Source organism: Siminovitchia fortis (genome assembly GCF_003605365.2).
Taxonomy (GTDB): domain Bacteria; phylum Bacillota; class Bacilli; order Bacillales; family Bacillaceae_C; genus Siminovitchia; species Siminovitchia fortis.
Genome location: NZ_QYTU02000001.1, coordinates 15617 through 40266, shown reverse-complemented (window position 1 = coordinate 40266; position 24650 = coordinate 15617). Strand labels below are relative to the sequence as shown.

The following is a 24650-nucleotide window of genomic DNA, read 5'->3' as shown; positions in this document are numbered from 1 at the left end:
ATATAAGCCAAATGCTAAAAGCGTAAAACAAAAACGTTTTTGACATATATCTTCACAAATCAGGACTCTTGTTGTATAATAAATCCTAACAACATATACGATTCATCTTCGGGGCGTGGTGAAATTCCCGACCGGCGGTAATGAGACGACAGGTCTCTGAGCCCGCGAGCCTGGTAAAGGCAGGATTTGGTGCAATTCCAAAGCCGACAGTATAGTCTGGATGGGAGAAGATGAAGGTAGCCGCTGTACGTTCAAAATGCAGTAATTTGAACGTTTATTCGAACATGCCTTAATTCTCCCTCAAAAGTTTGGAACTTTGAGGGATTTTTCATTTTAGGCAGCGATTTGGGCTAACCTTTCTTCGACATGGGATGAATCTCAAAGGAGAGAGGATTTTGAGAAAATTCAATACGAGGTCATTTGTAGCAATCGGGATGCTGAGCAGCCTATCTTTTGTACTGATGCTCATTAAATTCCCAATCCCGCCGTTTCCGGCCTATCTGACAGTGGACTTCAGCGATATTCCTGCACTGATCGCTGCGTTGATGTTTGGTCCGCTTGCAGCAATATTAGTTGAATTGATTAAAAATATTATCGATTATTTAATGATCGGCAGTGAAGCCGGCATTCCGGTTGGAAATTTTGCGAACTTCCTGGCAGGGATCATGTTCGTTTTACCAACTTATTATGTATTCAAAAAGTTGAAAATGAAATGGGGATTAGCCGTATCGTTAATCTTCGGAACGATATTTATGGCAGTTTTCATGAGTGTGCTGAACTATGTGGCCATCCTGCCTGCTTATATACTTTTGCTTGGATGGGACCCGATGTCCACTTCGGATCTCCGCCAGCTGGTTGTAGCGGCAATCCTCCCATTTAACATCATCAAAGGGCTGATTGTAGCAATGGTATTTCTATTGGTATACAGCCGCATGCGCAACTGGATTGACAAGCAAGTGGTTTACCGGAATATATAACTGAGAGAGCCAGCAATGAAGCTTTTCATTGCTGGCTCTTATTTTTAATCTTACTAAATACAAAGTAGTAAGAAAAATTACGACTTAAGTCTATATGATCAATCAATAAATAAACTATACTGATGTTGTTGGGTATTATACTTTTTGGGGGGAAATGAATGATCTGGTTTACAAATTGGGCATTGAGAAACAGGGCAGCTGTCATTTTGCTGATTGTTTTGACTTTAGGGCTCGGAACTCTCAGTTATTTTACATTGCCAAAGGAATTTTTGCCTGCTGCAAATAATCCTGCAGTAACAGTCATTGTCATGGGGCAAGGGACGGATGCAGATACCATGGCTGAACAGGTTACAAAGCCGATTGAGAAAGCCGTTGGTTCAGTCAAAGGTAAAAAAGATGTTTTTTCCACATCTGCGGATGGGTATTCATCCATCGATATTACACTCGATCCTTCAATGGATATGAAAGAAGCCAAAACCCAGGTTCAGGAGGCATTAACAGGCGTTGAACTTCCGGAGGGATATTCCAAACCAATCGTCTCACAATTGAACATAGATATGATTCCTTTATGGCAAGTCGGTCTTTCCTTTCCAAAAGGTGCCAATCGAGATGAGATGGAAAAAGTTGAAAATGAGATTATACCAATGTTTCAGGGACTCTCAGGAGTATCGGATGTGCTTGTTTATGGAAAACAGCAAACACAGGTGAACATCACGCTTGACCAGAAAAAAATGTCTGATTTTAACATCCCTATTCAAGCATTGATGGGGCTTCTTCAAGGGAAAAATTTGGCAGTAGCAGTGGGCGAAGAAACAGTTGGTGACAGAAAAGCCAATCTTAAAGTGATTGGCCAGATAGAAGGGATAAAAGAACTTGAGAACATGCAGATTGCAGCGGAGACTCGGCTAAAGGATATTGCAAAGGTAAGTATCAGCGACTCCAGTGAAACATTTTTTACCCGGGTGAATGGGGAGGAAGCAGTGGCTTTACTTCTCCATAAAGAGTCGAATGCCAATGCAGTTTCGGTCGGTAAAAAAGTGAACCAGACTATGGAAAAAGTGAATAAGGAATTTGGTCCGCTTATAGAAGCATCTATGCTCGTTTCGTTTTCAGAATTTATCACAAATTCTGTAGACAGCATGATGCAGGCAGTACTGCTCGGGGCTTTATTCGCCACAATTGTGATTTTCGTCTTTTTACGGCATATCAGGATGACGCTCATCACTATAGTAAGCATTCCGCTGTCTCTTGGGTTGACATTATTTCTGCTTTCACAATCAGGCATTACATTGAACATTTTAACTATTGGGGCTGTTGCCGTTGCCGTGGGCCGGCTTGTCGATGACAGTATTGTTGTGATAGAGAACATATTCCGAAAAGTCCAAAACGGTAATTTTTCGAAAGAAGTGATAGTAGGCTCAACAAAGGAAGTGGCAGCAGCCATCACCTCATCAACCTTGACAACGGTTGCTGTGTTTTTGCCAATGGGACTTGTGAAGTCACTTGAGGAATTATTGCTTCCATTTGCGCTGACAATTACATATGCGCTTCTATCCTCACTCCTTGTTGCATTGGTTGTTGTTCCGCTTATGAGCTCACGTATGCTGAAACAGGGAAAAATGCCTGTGTATAAAAAACCGAAACGGTATATGAAAATATTGGATTGGTCCTTAAGGCATAAATGGGTACCGCTTTTACTTTCACTCTTTATCTTTATCGGAGCTGTTGGCATGTACGCTGTCATGCCAAAGGGAGCTGCGGATGCTTCTGACAATGATGTTTCAATAAGTGTTGTCTATCCGGATGCTGTGCCTTTTTCAAAAGTAAAAGATGAAGCTTTTGAATTCGAGTCCTTTTTGACGGAGCAACCCGAAGTGAAAGAGGTCATCACATTTCTTGGATCGAACCCTGAAGATGCCCAATTCAGCCAGGTCAATTCGCAAAACCAGGGGAGTTTCCACGTAGTGATGAAAGAAGACGCCAGTACAGAAAAAGTGATGAAAAAAATTGAAAAGCAAAAAGAGAAATACCCTGAAGCGGATTTCGACATCATGATGGTATCCATGGTGAATTTCAGTGATTCAACCATCACGTTGGATGTTGTCGGCAACGACGCCAGCAAATTAATCGAAGCATCCAAGCAAGTGATGGATGAAGTGAAAGGAATCGATGGAGTAGAAAAAGTGACAAGCAATCAAAATGAGCTTAAAACAGTCTATGATATTAATATTAATCAAAAGAAAGCAAACACAGAGGAAGTGGCCGGGCAAGTACAGATGCTGCTTAATCCATTTCCAATCGGCATGATCAAGGTGGAGGGCAAGGATACGCCGGTTATGCTTGACAGCTCCATCCATCCCAAATCAGAGAAAGAGCTAAAGGATATTTCTGTGATGACTGGTGAAAAGCCGGTGAAGCTTTCATCCATTGCAAAAATCGAGAGAGCGGAGAAGCCGACAAGTGTTCTTCGTAAAGACGGCAAGGAATATGTTCGCGTCAGCGTGGAGGCAGATCCGAAAAACCTGTCTAAAATAGCAAGCGAGGTCAATATGAAGGCTGGAAAATTGTCTTTGCCTGATGGCATTTCATTGGAATATGGAGGAGCAGCGAGTGCGCAGTCGGAACAATTTATGGAATTATTCCAATTGATGGCTGTCTCCATCGGTCTTGTCTACTTGATCATGGTCCTGACATTTAAAACGCTCCGGGCACCGCTTGTCATTTTGTTCACATTGCCATTGGCCTTGATTGGAGCTATTCTTGGACTGCTTGTTTCCCGGACACCAATTGATATCGGAGCTATGATCGGGGCGCTTATGTTGATTGGGATTGTTGTTACAAATGCCATTGTCTTACTTGACCGGGTAAGGCAGAACGAAAAGACGATGCCGATTCGAGAAGCTTTGCTTGAGGCCGGAGCTACAAGGTTCCGTCCGATCATCATGACAGCTTTGGCCACCATCTTTGCCATGATTCCGCTTTTGATGGGCAAGGAGGAGATGGGAAGCCTCGTTTCCAAAGGTCTGGCGGTTGTTGTGATTGGCGGATTATCGGTTGCCACTTTGCTGACATTGGTCATCATTCCTGTGGTATATGAGCTATTTCATTTTAAAAAAGCAAAAAAACAGCGGCTGGCGAAAGAATCTGACATTGCAATGTAAAGAGAAGAGGGAGCGATTGCTCCCTCTTTAAAATCTATTCGAATTTCAATGGATCTCCGTCAAATGGTTCGTCGGCGACCTTAATGGATTCGGTCGGGCAGCCCTCAAAAGCATCCATCATATCATCTTCCAAAATATCAGGCACTTCCGCAATCCCTTTATTGTCATCAAGGACGACATATGCCAATCCTTCATCATCATAGTCATATATATCAGGAGCCGCCGCTCCGCAAGCACCGCAGGCAATGCACGTATCTTGGTCGACCATAGTAAACTTGGCCACTTTTCATCCTCCCATCACTTATCTATGTCAATGCTGTTTAAAAAACATGCAATCGAAAAAGATTTATTTCTATACATATATTAATCCTCCAGAAACAACATTTCAACATTGTCGAACTATTTTATTTATCGGAAGATCATAGAGAACATAGTCGAAACAACCGATTCATGATAAAATCAAAGAGAAAACGGCATGATGCTATTTTTCCCCAATGCGCTCCGTACAATTTATAAAAAATATGACAGGTAATAAAATGGATGGCATTACCATACATATGATGGATTAACGCTTTTTAAAAAAAGAGTGATTGTATATGAGACAAAGCAGACAGGCAAATCTTATCAAGCAGATGACCCATCGGGAACTTACAGCCCATTTGTACCTGACCCAATTGATTTTGCTTATGGTTTCCCTTATAGCAGGAGCAATTTTTTTCGATATCGCTGACATTTTATTGAGATTCAAATTTGATTCCAGGTGGGTTTTCTGGGGAGTCGTTAACGGGGCGGCAGTTGCAGGTATCGACATCATGTTGATGAATTTATTGCCGGAAAGATATTATGATGATGGCGGAATCAATAATAAAATATTTAAAGCGATGCCTTTTTGGCAAATCCCCCTTGTTGCGCTCGTTGTTGCATTTACCGAGGAGCTGCTGTTTCGGGGGATTGTGCAAACGTCGATCGGACTTGTGGCTGCAAGCATCTTATTTGCCGTCATACATTTACGATACTGGACACATTGGTATTTAATGGTGAACGTCATTATACTGAGCTTCTGGATTGGCATCGTGTACGAGATGGCTGATCGGCTGTTATGGCCCGTTATTGCCATGCATTTTACCATAGACTGTTTGTTGGGGATATATATAAAATTCGGTTCTTTCCGAAAGGATTTGTAAAGAGGGGATTAAAGATGGAAATGAATCAAAATAGCGGCGATTGGCAAAAAGACCATAAAGAAAATGAACGCGTTGCAGGAAAAGGTGAGCTCCCTTCAAGAGCTGAATATCACGGTAAAAAGAGAAAGCCCGGGAATAAAAAGAAAATGAAAGTGTCCGTCCCGCTTGTTCTTTTGTTGATTTTACTGATGCTTCCGATCGGCATCCTGTCCATCATCAACAACGGAAGCTCAAAAGCAAATCCTGTCAGCGGGAGTTCAGGGGAGGAAGTGTCTTTTGAAACAGAAGATCCGGTGAATGAACCGGAGCCTGAAACGAAAGACAAAAAAGAGAAGGAAACGCCAAAATCAGCTGATGAATCGGACAAAGAAGATAAGAAAGGCGAAGTCAAAAAAGAGGATCCTGTAAAAAGCGAAGAGAAGACTGCGGAAACTGAAAAGCCGCCTGTAGAAAAGCAGGACGAACAAAATGAAGATAATCCTGGAGAAAAAGTCACCTATCATACGGTCCAACAGGGGGAAAACCTTTTCCGGATTGCGATGAAATATTATAATTCCCAGGAAGGCGTTGAAAAGATCCGGCAGGCAAACGGTTTGGCAGGCAACGAAATCAGCGTAGGCCAAACATTGAAAATACCGCTGCCCTAAATAATTTCATAAAATGGACTGGCCCCTCATACGATTAGGATGAGAGGCTTTTTTCATGGAGGGCATGGCATGGACAAAATTATGCTTACGCTTGATGAACAGGTGGACGAAGCAACAAAAAGAATGATCCAGCACTTGATTGAGAAAAAAATGAAATATGACCATTATAAAAATACACATTTCTTTATTCTGTCTTTTTTTATACTATATTGTCTGACCCTGTTATTTATCTGCTACACGCTCGTCATCGTTCCAAATGGATACTCCATCATGAACAGTATTACGGCATTGCTTGGGACAAACCATCTGATTTTGCTTTTTTTAATGGCGGTCCTGCTGTTCGGGGCTTTAAAATTTTATTTCGAGAAAAAAGAGAAAGCCGAAACGGAATTTCATGATTTAAGATGTGAAATTATCGAAAAAAGCCAAGATATTTGGAACGAAGAACACTGGCCCAGCCGTCACCGCGTGTTTGATGAAATGAAAAAAAAGTACGATATCAATTTATATTACGAAAGCAAGTGAAATGGCCCGGGAAGGAATCCTGTGGGATTGGAATAATATAAGGCTATTTCATGATTATATGCTAACCGGATTTTTAGGATTAATAAGTACGTTATACGTCCTTGGATTTTATCTCGTATGGCAGGAAATTGGGAAAATTAGTCGAATATTATGAAGTAATCAAAATTGATTGGGGGTAATAAGTGTGAGCAGAAAAATCTTGATTGTGACTGGGGATGCAGTAGAAGCACTAGAAATATTTTATCCTTACTATCGTTGTCTGGAAGAGGGGTTTGATGTAACCATCGCCTCTCCTTCAGTCAAGAAACTGCAAACAGTAAGCCATGATTTTGTAGAAGGGATGGAAACATATGTTGAAAAGCCTGCCTATGGTATTGATTCTCATGCTGCATTTGCCGATATTGATCCTTCCGAATATGATGGACTGATCATTCCGGGCGGACGTGCGCCGGAATATATCCGCCTTGATGAATCAATGCCGGGTATCCTTCGCCACTTCTTTGAGGAAAATAAACCGGTAGGCGCAATTTGCCATGCAGCGCAGGTGCTGGCCATCGTCCCGGATGTGATGAAGGGCCGTGAATTTACGGCTTATACTGCATGCAGGCCTGACGTATCCGCATGTGGAGCCACTTATATCGAAGAACCTCTCCATACACACGAAAATCTTGTTTCCGGTCACGCATGGCCTGATTTACCAGGTTTTATGCGTGAGTTTATAAAATTATTAAAGTAGAGATTTGAATAGTAATAAAATGCAGCCTCTTAACCTGCCTTAATGGTTTTGGGGCATTTTTTTGTTTTTGTTTTTTCAAACAATGATCTTTTTGATACAATTGAGTACACCATTGTTCTAAATTTTTTGATAGAACAGTATTATTTATTTTCCGGCGGGGTGGGGGAATGGAACAGCGGAAAAGAATGTTGATTTACGCTATAGTCAGCATGATGGTCACGATATGCATTTCAGGATTTGGCAGGATGGCATATGGGATTTTGATGCCCTATATGAGGGACAGTCTCCACCTTTCCTATCAGCAGGCAGGGATGCTGGGTACTTCCACTGCAATCGGTTATCTTGTCATGGTATTGCTTGTTGGAATCATGGCGTCCAAATGGGGATCCAAGCCGCTTGTGGCCATCAGTCTTTTGCTTCTTGCCGGGGGCTGCTTCATTTTATTTAATGCAGACAGCTATGCCGCTTCTCTTATTGGAATGGTCATACTCGGTGTCGGTACCGCTTTCGGCTATACGCCGCTTGTAAATATTGTTGTAGGATGGTTTCCGGATAACAGGGGGTTGATGATCGGCCTTCTGTTAAGCGGGATGGGGCTGGGAACCCTTGTCCCAAGTATGCTGGCACCAAACTTTAATTTGTGGTTTGCCAATGACGGCTGGCGATATCTTTGGCTTCTTTTTGGTGCAGTTTCCGTCATAACCACTTTTATTGCTGTCAGGGTATTAAAGGATCCGCCTGTACCTTTGCGCCAAACGAGAACACAGCGCGCCTCTTTATTTAAGGAAGTTTATTTTCATAAAGGCATATTGCTGGTTGCCGCCATATACGGGTTGATCGGTTTTGCCTACCTAATACCGCAAAGTTTCTTTTTCAGCTACATACTGGAGGCTGGTGTAAATGAAAGCAGCGCAGGGACGATTATGGCTTTAGGAGGGATCATGAGCATATTCAGCGGTCCGGTATGGGGAGCCATCTCCGATAAAATTGGAAGGAAGCTGTCTTTGTGCATGACTATTTTCCTTGGGGGAGTATCGATATTGATTCCCATATTGATTCCGGCCTTTTCAAGTTTCATCATCAGCCAAACGCTTTGGGGCTTTACTTTTGTGGGCATGCTTTCCCTTATCCAGGCACTGTCTACAGAACAAATCCACCAATCATATGCGCCAATCGCTTTGGGGTATGTGACCATCTATTTTGCCGGAGGACAGATGCTTGGTCCCGGTCTTGGAGGATTGCTGGCAGACAATTTGGGTGGAATATCGGCTGCCTTATGGCTATGTGTCGGATTATTGGCAATGGCCCTAATACTTGCGCCAAGGCTGAACCAGACCTCAGCAGATGATTTAGAAGAGGCGTTGCCGGAGATTACTTCAAGATGAAAAAATCTGCTTAATTCTTTCTTATATTTGAAAAGGAAATCAAATTTAATAAGTTGATCTTGCTTTCTTTTTCCCTGATCCGGCTGAAAAATGTACTGAGAAAACTTTCCCAAAGTTCTCCGACATGTTTTTTTGCAGCGGGGTTTGCTTTCATAGCATCAATACTGATAGTTAAAGCCTCCTGCAAATGTTCAAGTGCTTTACTTGACGAAACGAAGGTGACTGTCATTGACGACAGTCACCTTGATTATAAAGCTTAAAAGATCTTTTTCCTATCCCGTTCTTCTTTTAAAATTTCCACTGCTTCCCGGAAACGCTGGGAGTGAATGATTTCCCGCTCCCTCAAAAAACGCAAGCCGTCATTCAAATCCGGATCATCGCTCATATTAATAATCCACTGGTACGTGGCACGTGCCTTTTCCTCAGCGGCTATATCCTCATATAAATCAGTAATCGGATCGCCTTTTGCCTGAATATACGTAGCCGTAAAAGGAGCTCCGGCGGCATTATGATAAAATAGCGCTTTATCATGGTCGGCATAATGGGCTCCAAGCCCCGCTTCCTTCATTTGTTCGGGAGTGGCATCCTTTGTCAGCTTGTAAACCATCGTGGCGATCATCTCCAGATGCGCAAGCTCCTCCGTGCCGATATCCGTTAAGAGCCCGATCACTGAATCAGGAATCGAATAGCGCTGGTTCAAATAACGCAGAGCCGCTGCCAATTCACCATCTGCACCTCCATACTGCTCAATTAAAAATTTTGCCAGCATTGGATTACATTGGCCTACACGGACTGGATACTGCAATTTTTTTTCATATACCCACATAAGGGGGAGGACCTCCTTGAATTATGGTTTTCTTTTTTGTTGTTGAGCGTACTATAAAATTCCATATTTTCTCTTCAAACAAAGATTACATAATGTCCAGCTCCAGGCGCCATCGGCGCAAGGATCAAGCCGAATTGCTGTGGTGGCTGAAAAGCTGCCTCCTCGCAATTCGTCTTGTGCTTGTCGCCTAAGGCTGCGCGCCTTGCGCTTTTCTTATCTCAGACTTGCCACGGCCATGGCGCTTCTTTCCATTCCCATGGATATTTGGAATAACTGTACCCGAAGCTGGTGAGCGGCCCAAATTCTTTTTCAAATTGCTTGACAAATGCTTTTCTTTTCTTTACATACTCATTGTATTGCCGGACGGCCTCCATATCGCCTGGATGTGTATCCAGGTAGAGCGTTAGCTCTACAATGACAAAATCCATTACCTGAAGCTCTTCCAGCTGTCTGTAATATTCAGGAGGCATTTGCCTCATTAGTCTGAACCCTCCTTTGCTCTTTCATAAGGGCTGTAATATGGATCATAAAACACCTTCCACAATGTACCGTTTTTCAACGCTTCCCTGGGCGGAAATTGAGGCAGGTTTGGCGGCTGGAATCCTAAATAAAGATGGGGAGGGGTGGAATATGATTTAACCGCAATCGGCGGGCATGGATCAAAAGGGCTGATATACGGCTGGTATGTCTTATGATGTGTGGGCACACAAACTCCTCCTTTTATGTGTCATCATTAATACTATATTGGGGTTGGCTTCCATATATTCTTTTATGAGGGGCAAGGCTGTTTTTTTAATGTGTTCATATGTTAAGATGGGGACCGGACAACATTTGCACTACCTGCGCGGGAAAGTTGAAAAACCAAGGTGATGGCATGATAGGAATTTTACTGGCGGCAGCGCTTGTTGGAACAGCACTTCTTATTTTAATGATGGTCTGTAAGGCTTTTGCGGATACCGTCCGGGAGGATGTATTGGCTTTTGGTGAATATCCTGCCGGGATTGATGATTTTACCATATTCTTCATTTCGGATATTCATCGAAGGAGCATTCATGACAGTATCATTTTTAAGGCAAAAGGAAAAGCGGATGTTGTTATCATCGGGGGAGATTTGACTGAAAAAGGTGTTCCTTTTTCACGGGTCAGGGAGAATTTAAAAAAACTGATTGAGATTGCACCGGTTTACTTTATTTGGGGCAACAATGATTACGAAGTTGATATACAAAAACTTGGTGAATTGTTTCGTGAGTTTGATGTGACTGTTTTGAAAAACAAGTCTGCTTTTTTGCCTGCATTTGATAATCAAATTGTACTGATTGGTACTGACTATGGAGATACAATCGAATCAATGCAGGCTATCCTCTATTCAATAAAAAAGTCCGCGTTCAGAATCGTATTGTGCCACAGTCCAGTGCTTGCGGAAAAAGTGGCTGAATCGGACAATGTTTCCCTTATTCTAAGCGGGCATACACACGGCGGGCAAATCCGCATGTTCGGATTGGGCCCGTATGAAAAAGGCGGAATCAAGAAATATCCATGGACAACATTGTTAGTAAGCAACGGGTACGGAACCTCCTTGCTGCCGCTTAGGCTTGGCGCTCCCGCTGAAACACATCTGGTCACCGTCAAAAAAGGATGAGGGTTCAGCCTCTACGACATGAACCATCCGGCGCCTCCTTCATAGTATGAGGATAACAGTATCCTTGGGAGGCGGGGTCAAATGAAGCTGGAGAGAATATCATCAAATAAAATCAAATATTCGATTACATTTGAAGAGTTGACGAAAAAGGGTTTTTTGCAAGACGAACTGCTGAGGGACTCTTTTGTATGGGATGTTTTATTTGATGAAATGTTAGACGAAGCAAGCCGGATTTATGAACTCAATGACTTTGGGGCCGTCTCCATCGAGATTTTTTCCCTTACATCGAGGGAGCTCGTTTTAATTTTGACATTGGAAGAGGAAGAACCTTGGCAGAATTCGCCGTCCCCGGTAAAGGATGAGCTGCCGAAATCAAAAAGCAGTCTGGGACTTTTATATAGATTTGAAGAGTTTGACGATATCATTTTGTTTGTAAAAAGGATCGCATCATTAAATAAAAGTTGTGACAGCAGTTCTTTGTTTGCGTTTGGAGACAGTTATTATTTAAAAATTGACGGTGTCTGCGGGTTGAGTGAAACAATCGAGAGCCTTTGCAGCGAATATGGTGAAAAGGCCGGTCTGTCGGAAGCGTTTTTGGAGGATTATGGAGTCAAAATCATAGATAAAGAGGCGTTTCCATTAATACGCAGCCATTTTTAAAACTTTATTTTTGCACAGAAAGTCGAAATCTCCTATCATGAAAGAAAGGAGATTTTTTTAGTAATTGTAAGATAGGAGAGTCGGTGTCCATGCAGCAAGAGGAATGTATCATAGTCGGCGGAGGGCCGTGCGGTCTTTCTGCAGCCATTGCATTGAAACAAATAGGCAAAGACCCCTTAATCATTGAAAAAGGAAATATTGTAAATGCCATCTATCGTTATCCGACTCACCAAACTTTCTTTAGTACGAGTGAAAAACTGGAAATAGGCGATGTCCCGTTTTTGACAGTCAACCGGAAGCCAAAGCGGAATGAAGCCCTTACCTATTACCGCGAGGTGGCCAAAAGAAAAGATTTGAGAATTAACAGGTTTGAGATGGTGGAATCCGTTAAAAAGCGTGATGGGTTTTTTGAGGTTACAACTGATCGGAACGAGTTTGAGGCGCGATATGTCATCATTGCAACAGGATATTATGAAAATCCAAACATGATGGGGATCAAGGGGGAAAATCTCGATAAAGTTTCCCATTATTTCAAGGAGGCCCATCCTTATTTTGACACGGATGTAGCTGTCATCGGCGGGAAAAATTCAGCGATCGACGCGGCGCTCGAACTTCAAAAAGCAGGAGCAAGAGTGACGGTGCTATACCGGGGAAACGAATATTCTTCCAGTATCAAGCCATGGGTGCTTCCGGACTTTGAGGCATTGGCAAGAGACGGGGAAATTACGATGCTGTTTAATGCCGAGGTGAAAGAGATTACCGAAACGAGCATCATTTATGTTACAGATAAGGGGAAAAGCGAAATTCCGAATGATTTTGTGTTTGCCATGACCGGATATCATCCTGATCACTCTTTTATAAGGGCAATGGGCGTGCAAGTGGATGAAGTGACCGGCAGGCCTGAATTTGATCCTGAGACGATGGAAACGAACATCCCCGATTTATTTATTGCAGGAGTCATCGCGGCAGGCAATAACGCAAATGAAATATTTATTGAAAACGGACGCTTTCATGGAAGCCAGATTGCCGCTGCCATCAAAAAAAGAGAAGCTTATCATACTGCATCCCGGCCATTCAATTGACCGGGATGCTTTTTGTTCAAAGAGTAAGAAAGCATAAAATTTTACCGAATTTTCTCTTCAAACAAGATTAACGTAATGTCCAGCTTCAGGAGCCATCGGCGCAAGGATTAAGCCAAGCGCTGATGGAGGCAAACTACGCCTTCGCAAGCGTAGTCTAGCTCTGCGCCGATAGACGGGCGCCTTGCGCTTTTTCTTACTGTGTAAGAAAGCATAAGATGTTTTAGCTTTAAAATTTTGAACAAAGCCTTTTGTTGTCTAGCTCCAGCGCCTATCGACTAGCAGACTTCGCACCTCCTCCTACGATAAGTCAACATCGGCTCGTTCCTCGCCGTGTTTCCTTTATCTCGTCGGAGGCACTCCAGTCTGTACGTCGATGGGCAAGGCGCTTGCGCTTTTCTTAATGAAGGCGGATAATCAGGCGGAAAAATACTTATCCTTCAGTATTTCTATTTTATCCGTTTGCATTAGCGCTGCAAGCAGTTTCAGCCGTGCTTTTTGCCCGTTCAGCCCTTCGCAAAAAATCACACCAAGTTCCTTTAATTGTCTGCCGCCGCCCGGGTAACTATAAGTATCCTGTACAGTTCCCTTCGGACACCTTGAAACAAGCACTACCGGGATTCCATTGGAGAGCAGTCTGACAACCCCATCGACAGCATCAGGGGGCAGGTTTCCCTGACCCAGCGCTTCTATCACGACTCCGTCGTATTTCCATTCACATAAAGCATTTAAAAGGGCGGCATCCATTCCCGCGTATGCCTTAATCAACCCGACGCGCTTTGTGATTTCTTTTACTTTTATTTTAAGCTGCGGCAAGGGATCATAATGGAAACTGACAGCGTTATTCGTTATTGTTCCAATCGGACCGGCTATCGCACTTTGGAAGGCTGCAGCGTTTGATGTGTGAACTTTTGTCACTTCCCTGGCAGTATGTATCTCATCATTGAAAACGACCAGCAAACCTTTTCCCGCGGATGCATGATGGACAGCTGTACGAATAGCCGCCATAAAATTATATAATCCATCTGATCCGGGTTCATTGCTGGACCTCATGGCACCAGTCATAATGACCGGCACGTCGGTTTCAAGGGTCAGGTCAAGAAAAAAAGCCGTTTCTTCCATCGTATCTGTTCCATGAGTAATCACGACTCCGTCAATATCCCTTCTTGAACATTCCGACTCGATCAAGTGCTTGATTTCCAGCATATCGTTTATCGTTATATGTGGGGATGGTTTATGCAGCGGCTCCATTACGCTGAGGCGGGCAAGCTTGCGAAGGTCTTCCGTTGCCCTTGTCAATGGATTGACATCGCCAATATTTACTGTGTTATTTTCGGCGTCTGTTTCCATTGAGATGGTCCCGCCTGTATGGATGACAAGTATATGTTTCATTTTCTCAACTCCCGCGCTAATTACTGCAATTTTGCATGTTCAAACTCTATCTTCCATGATACGATGGAAGAAATGAAAAAGAAAGAGGGCTGTGTATGCTGGTGGTCGTTTCAGCTGGTGTTGCCCCGGGGTTAGCTTTGTTAAGCTATTTTTATTTAAGGGATCAATTTGGACAGGAGCCTATTTTGACGGTATTCAAGACATTTTTAATGGGTGCTGTCATTACTTTTCCAATTATGTTTGTACAATATATCATGTCTGCGGAAGAGATTATTCAGGGAAGTCTTCTGTCGGCGTTTTTATCCGCTGCATTATTCGAAGAGTTCTTTAAATGGTTTGTGCTTTTCTTTGCCATTTATCAGCATGCCGAGTTTGATGAACCTTTTGACGGAATCGTATATGGGGCAAGCATCTCCCTTGGATTTGCAACGATCGAAAATATTTTGTACCTGGCTGCAAATGGGGTGGGCTTTGCACTCGGACGCGCATTATTGCCTGTATCAAGCCACGCCCTATTTGGCGTTATCATGGGCTATTATTTGGGAAAGGCCAAATTCCAAACGGACAAATCCCAAAAACGATGGCTTTTCTATTCCTTTTTTGTGCCCTTCGTATTACATGGACTATATGATTTTATTTTATTTTCCGAGAAAAATTGGCTTTATTTTATTCTCCCGTTCATGCTGTTTTTATGGTGGCTCGGTTTGCGCAAAGTCAAACATGCCCATCTGCTGACAAAAAAGTTTTACGGCAGAAAAATACAGGAAAAAAACGCATCTGTCTAATCAAGGCGGATGCGTTTTTATTTTGGAACCGAAGGGGAATGGCACCTTTATCCCAACGCCGCTTCCCGTACCTGCTTTTACTTGGCTGGAAAGTCGGGTTTATCTTATGAATCAAAATTGAATAATAAGGCTTCAAATTCAAATACTATAGGCATGAAAATTCATTTGGAGGGTTACAGCATGAAGTATGCCACATGGAGCAAAATGGTGATTGTTGTTTTATTGTGTTCCATCGCAATAACTGCCTCCCCGGGGGTAAAAACAGAGGCGTTCACCAACCAAGTCATACAAAAAGGTGCAGTTGGGGACGATGTGATCGAACTCCAGGCCAGGCTTCAATATCTTGGGTATTATCATGGAAAAATAGACGGTGTTTTCGGGTGGGGTACGTACTGGGCACTAAGAAATTTCCAAAACAATTTTGGCCTTAAAGTGGACGGCCTTGCCGGAGAAAGTACAAAAGCAAAATTGGTCAAAGCATCCAAATATGATAAACAATACGTGAAAGGACAAGTAAATAAGGGAAAAAACTTCACCTATTATGGTGGAAAGGGTAAGCAAGGCGGAGGTGCCGCTTCAAAGCCAACGGCAGTCAATACGCCCGCAGGCTTCTCGCAAAATGACATCCAGCTCATGGCGAATGCCGTACATGGTGAAGCGCGGGGAGAATCATATGAGGGCCAGGTTGCTGTAGCCGCGGTCATTTTAAATAGAGTGAACAGCCCTTCTTTTCCGAATACGGTCTCTGGGGTCATCTTCGAACCGGGTGCTTTTACCGCTGTCGCTGATGGACAAATTTGGCTGGAACCCAACGAAACTTCCAAAAAAGCCGTTTTGGATGCGATCAATGGCTGGGACCCGTCGGGCAACGCGCTTTACTACTTCAATCCAGATACGGCCACAAGTGCATGGATTTGGTCCAGGCCGCAAATAAAGAAAATCGGTAAACATATATTCTGCAGTTGACGGAGGTGAAAAAGCTATGATCAGAAACATATTAATTGTCATATTAACGGTCGCTGTAGTCGGGGCAGGGGTCTGGGGCTACCAGGAGCATCAGGATAAAAATACGATATTGATTAACGCCGAAAACAATTACCAGAGGGCATTCCATGATTTGAGCTATCAGATGGATTTGCTGCACGAAAAGCTTGGCGGGACAATTGCAATGAATTCAAGCAAATCTTTATCTCCCGCTCTGGCGGATGTATGGCGGATCTCCTCTGATGCCCGAAGCCAGGTTGGGCAGCTTCCCCTTACTCTGCTGCCTTTTAATAAGACGGAGGAATTCCTGTCAAATATCGGTACGTTCAGTTACAGGACAGCTGTCCGGAATTTGGATGATGAACCATTGTCAAAAGATGAGCAAAAGACTTTGAAAAATTTATACAAGCAAAGCGGAAAGATAAAGGATGAGCTCAGAAAAGTCCAGCACCTCACTTTAAAAAACAATCTTCGTTGGATGGATGTTGAACTCGCGCTGGCCTCGGGAAAGGAAACGGCCGATAATACCATTATTGACGGGTTTAAAACGGTGGAAAAGCATGCAAAGGGCTATGATGAAAAAAACCTTCAAAATCCATCAGTCGTAAGCTTTCAAAAGCGTGATGAAAACTATGAGGATTTAAAAGGGGAAAAGATATCAAAAAATGATGCGATTGCACTGGCCAAAAAATACAGCGGGATTAACCAGCCGAAAAAGGTGGAAGTCACTGAAAACAGGAAAGGATCTTCTTTTGGATTTTACAATGTCGTGCTTGCCAACGACAGGGGGCATGAAGCTACGATGGATGTAACAAAAAAAGGTGGTTATCCGATCTGGTTCATTGATACGAGGGAAGTGTCTAACCAGCAAATCAGCTTGAATGAGGCTATGAACAAAGCTGATGATTTTCTAAAAAGGCATGATTACAAGGATCTCGAAATGTCAGAAAGTATACAGTATGATTCCGTCGGGTTGTTTACATACGTAACGAACCAGGACGGAGTCAGGATTTATCCGGAGTCGATCAAAGTGAAAGTAGCCCTTGACAATGGGCAAATCATCGGATTTGCTGCGGATGACTATTTGAAAGGAAGCAAGAAAAGAAAACTCCCGGAACCGGATCTCACTTTGGAGGAAGCACAGGCAAAGTTAAACCCTGATCTTAAGGTTCTGGAAAACAGGAAAGCTGTCATTGTAAATAACCTTGGCAATGAAGTACTTTGTTATGAATTTATGGGTACAATGGATCATGACACATACCGTATGTATATCAATGCTGAAAATGGGGTCGAGGAAAAAGTTGATAAATTGAAAAATGCGGAACCCGTTTATGAAGATGTATTATAAAAAAAGCAGCCTGGCCAGGCTGCTTTTTTTAGTGGAAAACGCTCACAAATCATGTATAATATAATCATTGGAATGAACAGGAAGTGTATGATTATGTTGTCAATTGGAATGGATTTGACTATTGAGACAGACAATAACGGGATTGTGAAAAAATACAAGAGTAAAGTGGCTGATTTGTTTGAAGAGAAGCTGTGCATTTATTATCCTCTAAGTGTCGCGGATAGCAAGCCTGCATTTTTGCCTTCCGGGACTAAGGTCTTGGTTAATTTTGTTGGTGACAGTTCCAATGCGTATTCATTTGAGTCGGAAGTCATAGGCGTACAAAAAAGCACTGTTCCATTGGTTGAATTAATTTTGCCTGAAGAAAAATTTTTCAATAAAATCCAGCGCCGTGAATATGTCAGGGTGAATGCGGCAGTTCATGCCGTGTTTGACTTTCCCGATTCAGGCCAAAAATTCACAACGTTAACAAGTGACATCAGTGCAGGGGGATGCGCAGCCATTTTGCCTCCCGGTGTCAAAATTCGGCCAGCTGAATCCGGCACTGTTGAACTGTCAATCCAGATGGGATCCGGGGAACAGCTCCAATTAACTTTTTTATGTGAAGTAATTCGAATATTCTCAAAAAACAGGCTGAGTCTCATGTCTCTTAAATATATAGAGCCATCCCTCGCCGATCAGCGGCTGCTCACCCGCTTTTGTTTTGAAAAACAGCTTTCCGACCGTAAGAAAGGCTTGATAGGTAAACAGGAATAAATTTCCCGTTTTTTCACATACTAAGAAAAAACGAGGAACGAGAATATGTTTGAAAGAATCCTTTATAAGATTATCGTCTTCCACCTTTTGATCCTTATTATCGTACAAGGTTTTTTAACCCGGACCCCGCTTATTAAAAGTTTGAATAAAATTTATTTGTACGAAGGGGTGGGTGCAGACATGGAAGAAAAAAAGCTGGATGTGTTTGACGATCAATGAAGGCAAGTTTTCCTGTCTTCATTTTTGTTTGATTAAGTAAATCAATGCCATAGTCTGTTTCCATTTATGGTAAAATAAGTGGTGGTACATAAACAGACAAGCAGGTGAACAGGTTGACAAAGAAAATCAGCATAGCCATTGATGGACCGGCAGCAGCCGGCAAAAGCACTGTGGCGAAGATAGTCGCAGAGAAGCTCTCATACATATACATTGATACGGGTGCCATGTACAGGGCCTTCACCTATAAGGCATTGATGGAAGGGACAGATATCCACGATGAAGAGGCTCTGTTCCGGCTACTTAAAGGCACCAATATAGAGTTGAAGCAGGAAAGCGGCAGCCAGGCGGTCTTTCTTGATGGGAAAGAGGTCACCAAGGAGATTCGAGATTCGAATGTGACTAATAGTGTTTCCATTATCGCAGCGCATGGGTCAATTCGCGAAGAAATGGTTTACCGGCAGCAGCAGCTGGGTAAAAAAGGCGGAGTGGTAATGGATGGCAGAGATATAGGTACGAAAGTATTGCCTCATGCCGAGCTGAAAATTTTTCTGCTGGCAAGTGTTGATATCCGTGCTGAGCGCCGCCACAAAGAGAATTTGGAAAAAGGCTTTCCTTCAGATCTGGCACAATTGAAAGAAGAGATCATACTCCGCGATAAAAAAGATTCCGAACGGGAAGTATCTCCACTCAGAAAAGCGGATGATGCTGTTGAAATCGATACATCATCACTTTCTATTGCGGAAGTGGCAGCACGTATCATTGCCTTGGCGAAAGAAAGGATCGAGCGGCCGTGACTTTTTATCAATTTTCTAAAACAGTGGTAAACAGTATTTTAAGGCCGCTTTACAGAATCGAAGTGAGAGGGATTGAAAATTTCCCAAAATCCGGTGGAGTCCTTTTGTGTACGAACCACATTTCGAATCTCGATCCCCCTGTTGTCGGCATCACTTGCCCGCGTCCGGTTTCTTTTATGGCAAAAGAAGAGTTGTTCAGGGTTCCTATCCTTAAATCGATTCTCCCCAATGTCAAAGCTTTTCCGGTAAAAAGAGGGATGAGCGACCGGGGGGCCTTAAGGAAAGGATTGTCCCTGTTGAAAGAAGGAGAAGTTCTGGGCCTTTTTCCCGAAGGGACACGCAGCAAAACCGGGAAAGTCGGGAAGGGACTTGCCGGTGCAGGATTTTTTGCATTAAGGTCCGACGCTGAAATCATCCCGTGCGCAATTATAGGCCCTTATAAGCCTTTCAAAAAGTTGAAGGTCGTATATGGCAAACCGATTGATTTTACCGGGCTAAAAAAAGAAAAAATCTCTGTGGAGGATGCCACAGAGATCATAATGGGCGAAATAAAAAAAATAATTGACACTCATCAGGACTGACGTGTATTGCTTGACAAAGGGCCTTATTTATAAGAAGTTTATAACAAGATGAATTTATAAAAATGTGAGGGTTTTTTCATTTCTTTCAAAATGAACTAAAGAGAAATGAATTCTTGCACGATTTCATTAGCTGGATAGGAGGAGTAAACAGTGTCAGAGGATATGAACAATATTGAAGTGGAATCATTTGCTGAAGGCGACAAAGTAAAAGGAACAGTAACTAAAATTGAAGAAAAACAAGTGCTTGTGGATATTGATAACAGCAAGCTGAATGGAATAATTCCAATAAGCGAACTTTCCAGTCTCCATGTGGAAAAAGCATCTGATGTAGTTTCCGAAGGAGATGAACTTGATTTGATCGTTACAAAGGTAGAGGAAGAGCTCCTCGTTCTTTCCAAACGGAAAGTAGATGCCGAAAATGCATGGGACACATTGGAAAAGCGCTTCGAGAATAATGAAGTGTTCGAGGCAGAAGTGAATGAGGTGGTCAAAGGCGGCCTTGTTGTTGATCTGGGCGTTCGGGGATTTGTCCCTGCCTCTTTGGTGGAAGACTATTATGTTGAGGATTTCAGCGGTTACCAAGGAAAAACGCTCTCATTTAAAATTGTCGAGCTTGATAAGGAGAAAAATCGCCTGATTCTTTCACACCGTGCGGTTGTGGAAGAAGAGAAAGAGAAGGAGAAAAAGGACCTTCTTGAAAAATTGGAAGTCGGCCAAACAATGAAAGGGACCGTTCAAAGAATTACGGATTTCGGCGCTTTCGTTGATATCGGCGGAGTTGACGGATTGGTCCATATTTCCCAGCTTGCCCATCATCATGTCGAAAAGCCTTCGGATGTTGTAAGCGAAGGTGACGAGGTGGAGGTTAAAGTCCTCTCTGTAGACAAAGACAATGAAAGAATCTCTCTTTCCATCAAAGAAACACTTCCCGGCCCATGGACGGATATTGCCGAAAAAGCCCCAAGGGGTGCAGTTCTGGAAGGGACTGTGAAAAGACTTGTTTCATTTGGCGCATTCGTAGAAGTCTTTCCTGGTGTAGAAGGGCTTGTCCATATCTCGCAAATCTCCCATAGACATATCGGAACGCCTCATGAAGTTCTCCAGGAGGGTCAGACCGTTAAGGTGAAAGTGCTCGATACGAACGAACAGGAGCAGCGCATGTCCCTTAGCATGAAGGAGCTTGAAGAGGACAATACACAGCAGGAATACGAAGCCCCGGAAGAAACGAAAGGGTTCCAGCTTAGCGATATGATTGGCGATAAATTGAAAGACTTTAATAAGGAATGATAATGCCGGCCTTCCGTTTTTGACGGAAGGTTGTTTTTCTTGCTGGGGGCTTGCCGCCGGGATTTGCGCTTTTTGTATGATTAAACCTTCATTTTCTTTCCCATAATGGAAAAAATGGAGGTGATTTTTATGCCGGGTATTTTATTTTTATTTGTGGCTTGGGGGATCTGGATTATCGCGACATTTATTTTGGATAAAAATGACCCTTTCCGTTTCCCTGCTGCAATCGTCTCATTGATGCTGATCATATTGCACACCAAATCATTTGCAATTTATTCTTTTCATATCGGCGCTTCCTCTTTTCTTCTATTATTTTCGGCTTATTGGCTTGTATATCAAGGAACGTGGTTAAAAAAGATTTATTTATTTTTTTCTGTTATGATCATTATGTTTGGATATGCCGGATTTTATCTCCTTGAACTCTATGATCCGGTATGGGTGTTGGTTGACCGGAAAATCTTGCTGTCCGGAGGCCTTTTCATGATTGGATGGGTTTTGTACCCCGCCTCCCTTCTATACCGGTATGCCGCCGTTGTCATCGGGTCTTTGCATGGGGAAGTGTTCCTGTCGGTCTTCTTATCAAAGTGGAAGATTCCTTATACGATAGGTTCCAATGAATATTTGGATGTATTTGCCTTAACTGTTTCAGCCCTTTTAACGGTGCATGCGGCGGGAAGGATTCTGTTTGCGGCTAAACGGTCTCTCGAGGGAAAAGTCAAGGGGAAAAAGCAAATGGTTCATTGACCGGGCATCATTATGATCAATATTATGAAGTCAAAAGACGCCTTCACCGAAGTGCCCTGCAGCGCTTGTCGCCCCTAGGCGGCCGCCTTCTGCTTTTCTTATTGAGTAAGAAAGCATAAGAATTTTTAGCTTTAAAATTTTGAACAAAGATTTTTGTTGTCTAGCTCCAGCGCCTATCGACTAGCAGACTTCGCGCCTCCTCCTACGATAAGTCAACAACGGCTCGTTCCTCGCCGTGTTTCCTTTATCTCGTCGGAGGCACTCCAGTCTGTACGTCGATGGGCAAGGCGCTTGCGCTTTTCTTATTGGCGCATGATTATACACTGTGATACGATGAAAAAGGAATTTAGTGGAATAGATGCTCGGCTTATACCGGCATGAATGATAGATAATATGTTTGAAGCGAGTGATGAGAATGGCTTTACCGACAGTGGCAATTGTCGGCAGACCGAACGTTGGAAAATCAACGATTTTCAACAGGATTGTCGGCGAAAGAGTTTCGATTGTGGAAGATGAACCTGGTGTGACGAGAGACAGAATATATGGAACCGGTGAATGGCTGACAAACGAGTTTCATCTTATTGACACAGGCGGGATTGATATTGGTGACGCTCCTTTTTTGGAAGAGATCCGGCAGCAGGCCGAAATTGCGATTGAGGAAGCGGATGTCATCATATTTATTGTCAATGGGCGGGAAGGTGTTACAACCGCCGACGAAGAGGTGGGAAAGATCTTGTTCCGGTCAAAGAAACCGGTCGTTTTAGCCGTAAACAAGGTGGACAACCCGGAAATGAGAGCCGATATTTATGAATTTTACTCATTGGGTTTCGGCGAACCGTTTCCTATTTCGGGTTCCCACGGGTTGGGGCTTGGCGACATGCTCGATGAAGTAGTGAACAAGTTTCCTGAAAAAAAGAGTGAACCGTATGAAGAGGATGTTGTGAAATTTTGCCTGATCGGAAGGCCAAATGTTGGAAAATCTTCTTTGGTGAATGCCCTTCTTGGAGAGGAAAGAGTGATTGTCAGCCCGGTAGCGGGGACAACCAGGGATGCTATTGATTCGGTATACAGATATGACGGCCAAGACTACGTCATAATCGATACGGCCGGCATGAGAAAAAAAGGGAAGGTCTACGAAAAGACAGAAAAGTACAGTGTCTTAAGAGCCCTGAAGGCGATCGAACGCTCCGATGTGGTTCTAGTTGTTTTGGACGGGGAGGAAGGAATACGCGAACAGGACAAGAGGATTGCAGGCTACGCCCATGATGCGGGAAGAGCCATTATCATTGTCGTCAATAAATGGGACGCAGTGGAAAAAGATGAAAAAACGATGAGGAAATTTGAACAGGAGATCAGGGACCAGTTCCAATTTCTCGATTATGCACCAATCGTGTTCTTATCGGCAAAAACACGCCAGCGTCTCGGTACATTGTTGCCGGCCATCCAAATGGTCAGCGAAAACCATTCAATGAGGGTGCAGTCAAGTGTGTTGAATGAAGTGATATTGGATGCCGTATCAATGAATCCCGCTCCTTCCGATAAGGGACGGAAGCTTAAAGTCTATTATGCAACCCAGGTTGCGGTAAAGCCTCCTACCTTTGTTGTTTTTGTAAATGATCCGGAACTTATGCATTTTTCATATGAGAGGTTTCTTCAAAACACAATCAGGCAGGCTTTCACTTTTGAAGGAACGCCATTAAAAATCATTGCACGGAAGAGAAAATAATCACGAAACGGGTGAAAGATGTGGCAAAGGATAAAAAGAAAATTGCCGTTATCGGAGCAGGGAGCTGGGGAACGGCATTGGCGCTTGTGCTGGCGGACAACGGGCATCAGGTCAATCTGTGGATGCGCTCCAAAGAACAACAGGCGGAAATAAATGACCGCAGGACAAACCATAAATATTTGCCTGGAATTACCCTTCCGGACAATATTACGGGCTTTCATTCTTTGCAGAAGGCACTTGAAGGGGCAGACACCTCTATCATTGCCGTCCCTACCAAAGCCATAAGGGAAACAATGAGGAATATCATCAAGATTATAGGTACTCCAATGACATTTGTTCATGTGAGCAAAGGCATTGAACCAGATTCACTTAAAAGAATTTCGGAAATGATTGAAGAAGAGGTTCCGCAAGAACTGTTAAAAGCTGTTGTGGTTTTGTCGGGTCCAAGCCACGCCGAAGAAGTAAGCCTGCGCCATCCCACAACCGTTACGGTTTCTTCCAAGGATATGGCTGCCGCGGAAAAAGTTCAGGATTTGTTCATGAATCAGCATTTCCGCGTTTACACGAATCCCGATTTGCTTGGAGTGGAAATCGGCGGGGCTTTGAAAAACATCATTGCCCTTGCGGCAGGAATATCGGATGGTCTCGGTTACGGAGATAATGCCAAAGCGGCTCTGATCACAAGAGGACTTGCTGAAATTTCACGGCTCGGTACGAAAATGGGAGCCAACCCGCTGACATTTTCTGGCTTGGCGGGAATTGGGGATTTGATCGTAACATGTACAAGCGTGCATTCGCGAAATTGGAAAGCCGGCAACATGCTCGGAAAAGGGAAGAACCTTGATGAAGTCTTGGAAAGCATGGGAATGGTCGTCGAAGGGGTCCGTACAACGAAAGCCGCCCATCAGCTTGCGGAAAAATATGAAACGAACATGCCCATTACAGAGGCATTGTATAATGTTTTATTTAATGGCGTGAATCCGAAGGAAGCCGTTGATCAGTTGATGCAGCGATTAAAAAAGAACGAGATGGAAGACCTGGTCGATATATTGAGTGAACAAATGGAACAAAAATAATCAACTAGGCATACGGATGCTGCGTTATTTTGAAAAAGTCATATGCTGTTAGGGAGAACATTCGCATAACCGGGGGGACAGGGTATTTAATGTCTCATTTACTTTTTGAAGCAAAAATTATTGCTTCATTTTTTTGTGC

At 43.3% G+C, this 24650-nt stretch carries 27 protein-coding genes and 1 riboswitch; of the genes, 21 read left to right on the top strand and 6 right to left on the bottom strand.

The genetic code is table 11. The features are described from left to right. The first annotated feature begins 100 nt into the window (after positions 1-100). A riboswitch (FMN riboswitch) is annotated at positions 101-236 on the top strand. A 159-nt stretch (positions 237-395) separates the two neighbouring features. Both D4N35_RS00230 and D4N35_RS00225 read left to right on the top strand, forming a co-directional pair. After that, complete coding sequence (locus tag D4N35_RS00230; RefSeq protein ID WP_120068143.1) at positions 396-977, top strand: ECF transporter S component; 582 nt, start codon at positions 396-398, stop codon at positions 975-977. 158 nt (positions 978-1135) lie between these two features. After that, a complete protein-coding gene (locus D4N35_RS00225; protein WP_120068139.1) occupies positions 1136-4138 on the top strand; it encodes an efflux RND transporter permease subunit in 3003 nt (1000 codons plus the stop codon). 34 nt (positions 4139-4172) lie between these two features. Here D4N35_RS00225 and D4N35_RS00220 read toward each other — a convergent pair whose 3' ends face one another. After that, complete coding sequence (locus tag D4N35_RS00220; protein WP_120068136.1) at positions 4173-4421, bottom strand: ferredoxin; 249 nt, start codon at positions 4419-4421, stop codon at positions 4173-4175. A 313-nt stretch (positions 4422-4734) separates the two neighbouring features. Between D4N35_RS00220 and D4N35_RS00215 the strand changes: the two genes are divergently transcribed. From D4N35_RS00215 to D4N35_RS00195, 5 genes are all read left to right on the top strand, one after another. Continuing rightward, positions 4735-5322 carry a CPBP family intramembrane glutamic endopeptidase gene (locus D4N35_RS00215; RefSeq protein ID WP_120068134.1) on the top strand — a complete coding sequence of 196 codons (588 nt, stop codon included), beginning with the start codon at positions 4735-4737 and terminating at the stop codon, positions 5320-5322. A gap of 14 nt (positions 5323-5336) precedes the next feature. Beyond that, positions 5337-5969, top strand: coding sequence for a LysM peptidoglycan-binding domain-containing protein (locus tag D4N35_RS00210; protein WP_164876240.1), 633 nt, complete (start codon positions 5337-5339; stop codon positions 5967-5969). A gap of 69 nt (positions 5970-6038) precedes the next feature. Next, positions 6039-6494 (top strand): DUF2663 family protein, encoded by a 456-nt coding sequence (locus tag D4N35_RS00205; RefSeq protein WP_164876239.1) that lies wholly within the window; start codon positions 6039-6041, stop codon positions 6492-6494. A 184-nt stretch (positions 6495-6678) separates the two neighbouring features. Further along, positions 6679-7230, top strand: coding sequence for a DJ-1/PfpI family protein (locus tag D4N35_RS00200; RefSeq protein ID WP_120068124.1), 552 nt, complete (start codon positions 6679-6681; stop codon positions 7228-7230). A 167-nt stretch (positions 7231-7397) separates the two neighbouring features. Beyond that, entirely contained in the window at positions 7398-8615 is a 1218-nt protein-coding gene (locus tag D4N35_RS00195; RefSeq protein ID WP_120068121.1) for an MFS transporter, read from the top strand. Positions 8616-8625: 10 nt separating this feature from the next. Here the strand turns inward: D4N35_RS00195 and D4N35_RS00190 are convergent, their stop codons facing one another. From D4N35_RS00190 to D4N35_RS00175, 4 genes are all read right to left on the bottom strand, one after another. After that, complete coding sequence (locus tag D4N35_RS00190) at positions 8626-8844, bottom strand: hypothetical protein (protein ID WP_120068118.1); 219 nt, start codon at positions 8842-8844, stop codon at positions 8626-8628. 27 nt (positions 8845-8871) lie between these two features. After that, positions 8872-9441 (bottom strand): manganese catalase family protein, encoded by a 570-nt coding sequence (locus D4N35_RS00185; protein WP_120068115.1) that lies wholly within the window; start codon positions 9439-9441, stop codon positions 8872-8874. 218 nt (positions 9442-9659) lie between these two features. After that, positions 9660-9920, bottom strand: a complete 261-nt coding sequence (locus D4N35_RS00180; RefSeq protein WP_120068111.1) for a spore coat protein CotJB — start codon at positions 9918-9920, stop codon at positions 9660-9662. Beyond that, positions 9920-10147, bottom strand: coding sequence for a spore coat associated protein CotJA (locus tag D4N35_RS00175; RefSeq protein ID WP_120068108.1), 228 nt, complete (start codon positions 10145-10147; stop codon positions 9920-9922). The genes D4N35_RS00180 and D4N35_RS00175 overlap by 1 nt, the downstream gene beginning before the upstream one ends. Before the next feature lie 168 nt (positions 10148-10315). Between D4N35_RS00175 and D4N35_RS00170 the strand changes: the two genes are divergently transcribed. From D4N35_RS00170 to D4N35_RS00160, 3 genes are all read left to right on the top strand, one after another. Beyond that, positions 10316-11080: a metallophosphoesterase gene (locus tag D4N35_RS00170; protein WP_235870243.1), complete on the top strand. Its 765-nt coding sequence runs from the start codon at positions 10316-10318 to the stop codon at positions 11078-11080. A gap of 81 nt (positions 11081-11161) precedes the next feature. Further along, positions 11162-11740 carry an adaptor protein MecA gene (locus tag D4N35_RS00165; protein ID WP_120068103.1) on the top strand — a complete coding sequence of 193 codons (579 nt, stop codon included), beginning with the start codon at positions 11162-11164 and terminating at the stop codon, positions 11738-11740. A gap of 89 nt (positions 11741-11829) precedes the next feature. Then, positions 11830-12822 carry a YpdA family putative bacillithiol disulfide reductase gene (locus D4N35_RS00160; protein ID WP_120068100.1) on the top strand — a complete coding sequence of 331 codons (993 nt, stop codon included), beginning with the start codon at positions 11830-11832 and terminating at the stop codon, positions 12820-12822. A 414-nt stretch (positions 12823-13236) separates the two neighbouring features. Here the strand turns inward: D4N35_RS00160 and D4N35_RS00155 are convergent, their stop codons facing one another. Next, a complete protein-coding gene (locus D4N35_RS00155) occupies positions 13237-14211 on the bottom strand; it encodes an asparaginase (protein ID WP_120068096.1) in 975 nt (324 codons plus the stop codon). 95 nt (positions 14212-14306) lie between these two features. On the opposite strand from D4N35_RS00155, the gene prsW reads away from it, so the two are divergent. The 11 genes from prsW (at position 14307) to D4N35_RS00105 (ending at position 24511) form a co-directional block, all read left to right on the top strand. After that, a complete protein-coding gene (prsW, locus tag D4N35_RS00150) occupies positions 14307-14996 on the top strand; it encodes a glutamic-type intramembrane protease PrsW (RefSeq protein ID WP_120068093.1) in 690 nt (229 codons plus the stop codon). A 180-nt stretch (positions 14997-15176) separates the two neighbouring features. Further along, the gene (gene sleB / locus D4N35_RS00145) at positions 15177-15962 is read left to right on the top strand and encodes a spore cortex-lytic enzyme (RefSeq protein WP_120068949.1); all 786 of its coding nucleotides are present in this window, start codon (positions 15177-15179) and stop codon (positions 15960-15962) included. Between the two features lie 16 nt (positions 15963-15978). Beyond that, positions 15979-17328, top strand: coding sequence for a germination protein YpeB (gene ypeB / locus D4N35_RS00140; RefSeq protein WP_120068090.1), 1350 nt, complete (start codon positions 15979-15981; stop codon positions 17326-17328). Positions 17329-17421: 93 nt separating this feature from the next. Then, the gene (locus tag D4N35_RS00135; protein WP_164876238.1) at positions 17422-18084 is read left to right on the top strand and encodes a flagellar brake protein; all 663 of its coding nucleotides are present in this window, start codon (positions 17422-17424) and stop codon (positions 18082-18084) included. Between the two features lie 45 nt (positions 18085-18129). Then, complete coding sequence (locus D4N35_RS17955) at positions 18130-18303, top strand: DUF5359 family protein (protein ID WP_164876237.1); 174 nt, start codon at positions 18130-18132, stop codon at positions 18301-18303. A 113-nt stretch (positions 18304-18416) separates the two neighbouring features. Then, positions 18417-19097, top strand: coding sequence for a (d)CMP kinase (gene cmk / locus D4N35_RS00130; RefSeq protein WP_120068085.1), 681 nt, complete (start codon positions 18417-18419; stop codon positions 19095-19097). Next, positions 19094-19678: a lysophospholipid acyltransferase family protein gene (locus D4N35_RS00125; protein ID WP_120068082.1), complete on the top strand. Its 585-nt coding sequence runs from the start codon at positions 19094-19096 to the stop codon at positions 19676-19678. Before cmk ends, D4N35_RS00125 begins: the two co-directional genes overlap by 4 nt. A 150-nt stretch (positions 19679-19828) precedes the next feature. Further along, on the top strand, positions 19829-20965 hold the full coding sequence (gene rpsA, locus D4N35_RS00120; RefSeq protein WP_120068078.1) for a 30S ribosomal protein S1: 1137 nt from the start codon (positions 19829-19831) through the stop codon (positions 20963-20965). Positions 20966-21094: 129 nt separating this feature from the next. After that, positions 21095-21709 (top strand): YphA family membrane protein, encoded by a 615-nt coding sequence (locus D4N35_RS00115; RefSeq protein ID WP_120068075.1) that lies wholly within the window; start codon positions 21095-21097, stop codon positions 21707-21709. Between the two features lie 415 nt (positions 21710-22124). After that, a complete protein-coding gene (gene der, locus D4N35_RS00110; protein WP_120068072.1) occupies positions 22125-23435 on the top strand; it encodes a ribosome biogenesis GTPase Der in 1311 nt (436 codons plus the stop codon). Between the two features lie 11 nt (positions 23436-23446). Further along, a complete protein-coding gene (locus tag D4N35_RS00105; RefSeq protein ID WP_390614443.1) occupies positions 23447-24511 on the top strand; it encodes an NAD(P)H-dependent glycerol-3-phosphate dehydrogenase in 1065 nt (354 codons plus the stop codon). Positions 24512-24650 lie beyond the last annotated feature (139 nt).

Coding starts and splice junctions, on each gene's coding strand:
- D4N35_RS00225 (WP_120068139.1), top strand. CDS start 1,136: ATGATCTGGTTTACAAATTGGGCATTGAGAAACAGGGCAGCTGTCATT.
- D4N35_RS00215 (WP_120068134.1), top strand. CDS start 4,735: ATGAGACAAAGCAGACAGGCAAATCTTATCAAGCAGATGACCCATCGG.
- D4N35_RS00210 (WP_164876240.1), top strand. CDS start 5,337: ATGGAAATGAATCAAAATAGCGGCGATTGGCAAAAAGACCATAAAGAA.
- D4N35_RS00205 (WP_164876239.1), top strand. CDS start 6,039: ATGGACAAAATTATGCTTACGCTTGATGAACAGGTGGACGAAGCAACA.
- D4N35_RS00195 (WP_120068121.1), top strand. CDS start 7,398: ATGGAACAGCGGAAAAGAATGTTGATTTACGCTATAGTCAGCATGATG.
- D4N35_RS00190 (WP_120068118.1), bottom strand. CDS start 8,844: ATGACAGTCACCTTCGTTTCGTCAAGTAAAGCACTTGAACATTTGCAG.
- D4N35_RS00185 (WP_120068115.1), bottom strand. CDS start 9,441: ATGTGGGTATATGAAAAAAAATTGCAGTATCCAGTCCGTGTAGGCCAA.
- D4N35_RS00180 (WP_120068111.1), bottom strand. CDS start 9,920: ATGAGGCAAATGCCTCCTGAATATTACAGACAGCTGGAAGAGCTTCAG.
- D4N35_RS00170 (WP_235870243.1), top strand. CDS start 10,316: ATGATAGGAATTTTACTGGCGGCAGCGCTTGTTGGAACAGCACTTCTT.
- D4N35_RS00165 (WP_120068103.1), top strand. CDS start 11,162: ATGAAGCTGGAGAGAATATCATCAAATAAAATCAAATATTCGATTACA.
- D4N35_RS00160 (WP_120068100.1), top strand. CDS start 11,830: ATGCAGCAAGAGGAATGTATCATAGTCGGCGGAGGGCCGTGCGGTCTT.
- D4N35_RS00155 (WP_120068096.1), bottom strand. CDS start 14,211: ATGAAACATATACTTGTCATCCATACAGGCGGGACCATCTCAATGGAA.
- prsW (WP_120068093.1), top strand. CDS start 14,307: ATGCTGGTGGTCGTTTCAGCTGGTGTTGCCCCGGGGTTAGCTTTGTTA.
- sleB (WP_120068949.1), top strand. CDS start 15,177: ATGAAGTATGCCACATGGAGCAAAATGGTGATTGTTGTTTTATTGTGT.
- ypeB (WP_120068090.1), top strand. CDS start 15,979: ATGATCAGAAACATATTAATTGTCATATTAACGGTCGCTGTAGTCGGG.
- D4N35_RS00135 (WP_164876238.1), top strand. CDS start 17,422: ATGTTGTCAATTGGAATGGATTTGACTATTGAGACAGACAATAACGGG.
- D4N35_RS17955 (WP_164876237.1), top strand. CDS start 18,130: ATGTTTGAAAGAATCCTTTATAAGATTATCGTCTTCCACCTTTTGATC.
- D4N35_RS00115 (WP_120068075.1), top strand. CDS start 21,095: ATGCCGGGTATTTTATTTTTATTTGTGGCTTGGGGGATCTGGATTATC.
- der (WP_120068072.1), top strand. CDS start 22,125: ATGGCTTTACCGACAGTGGCAATTGTCGGCAGACCGAACGTTGGAAAA.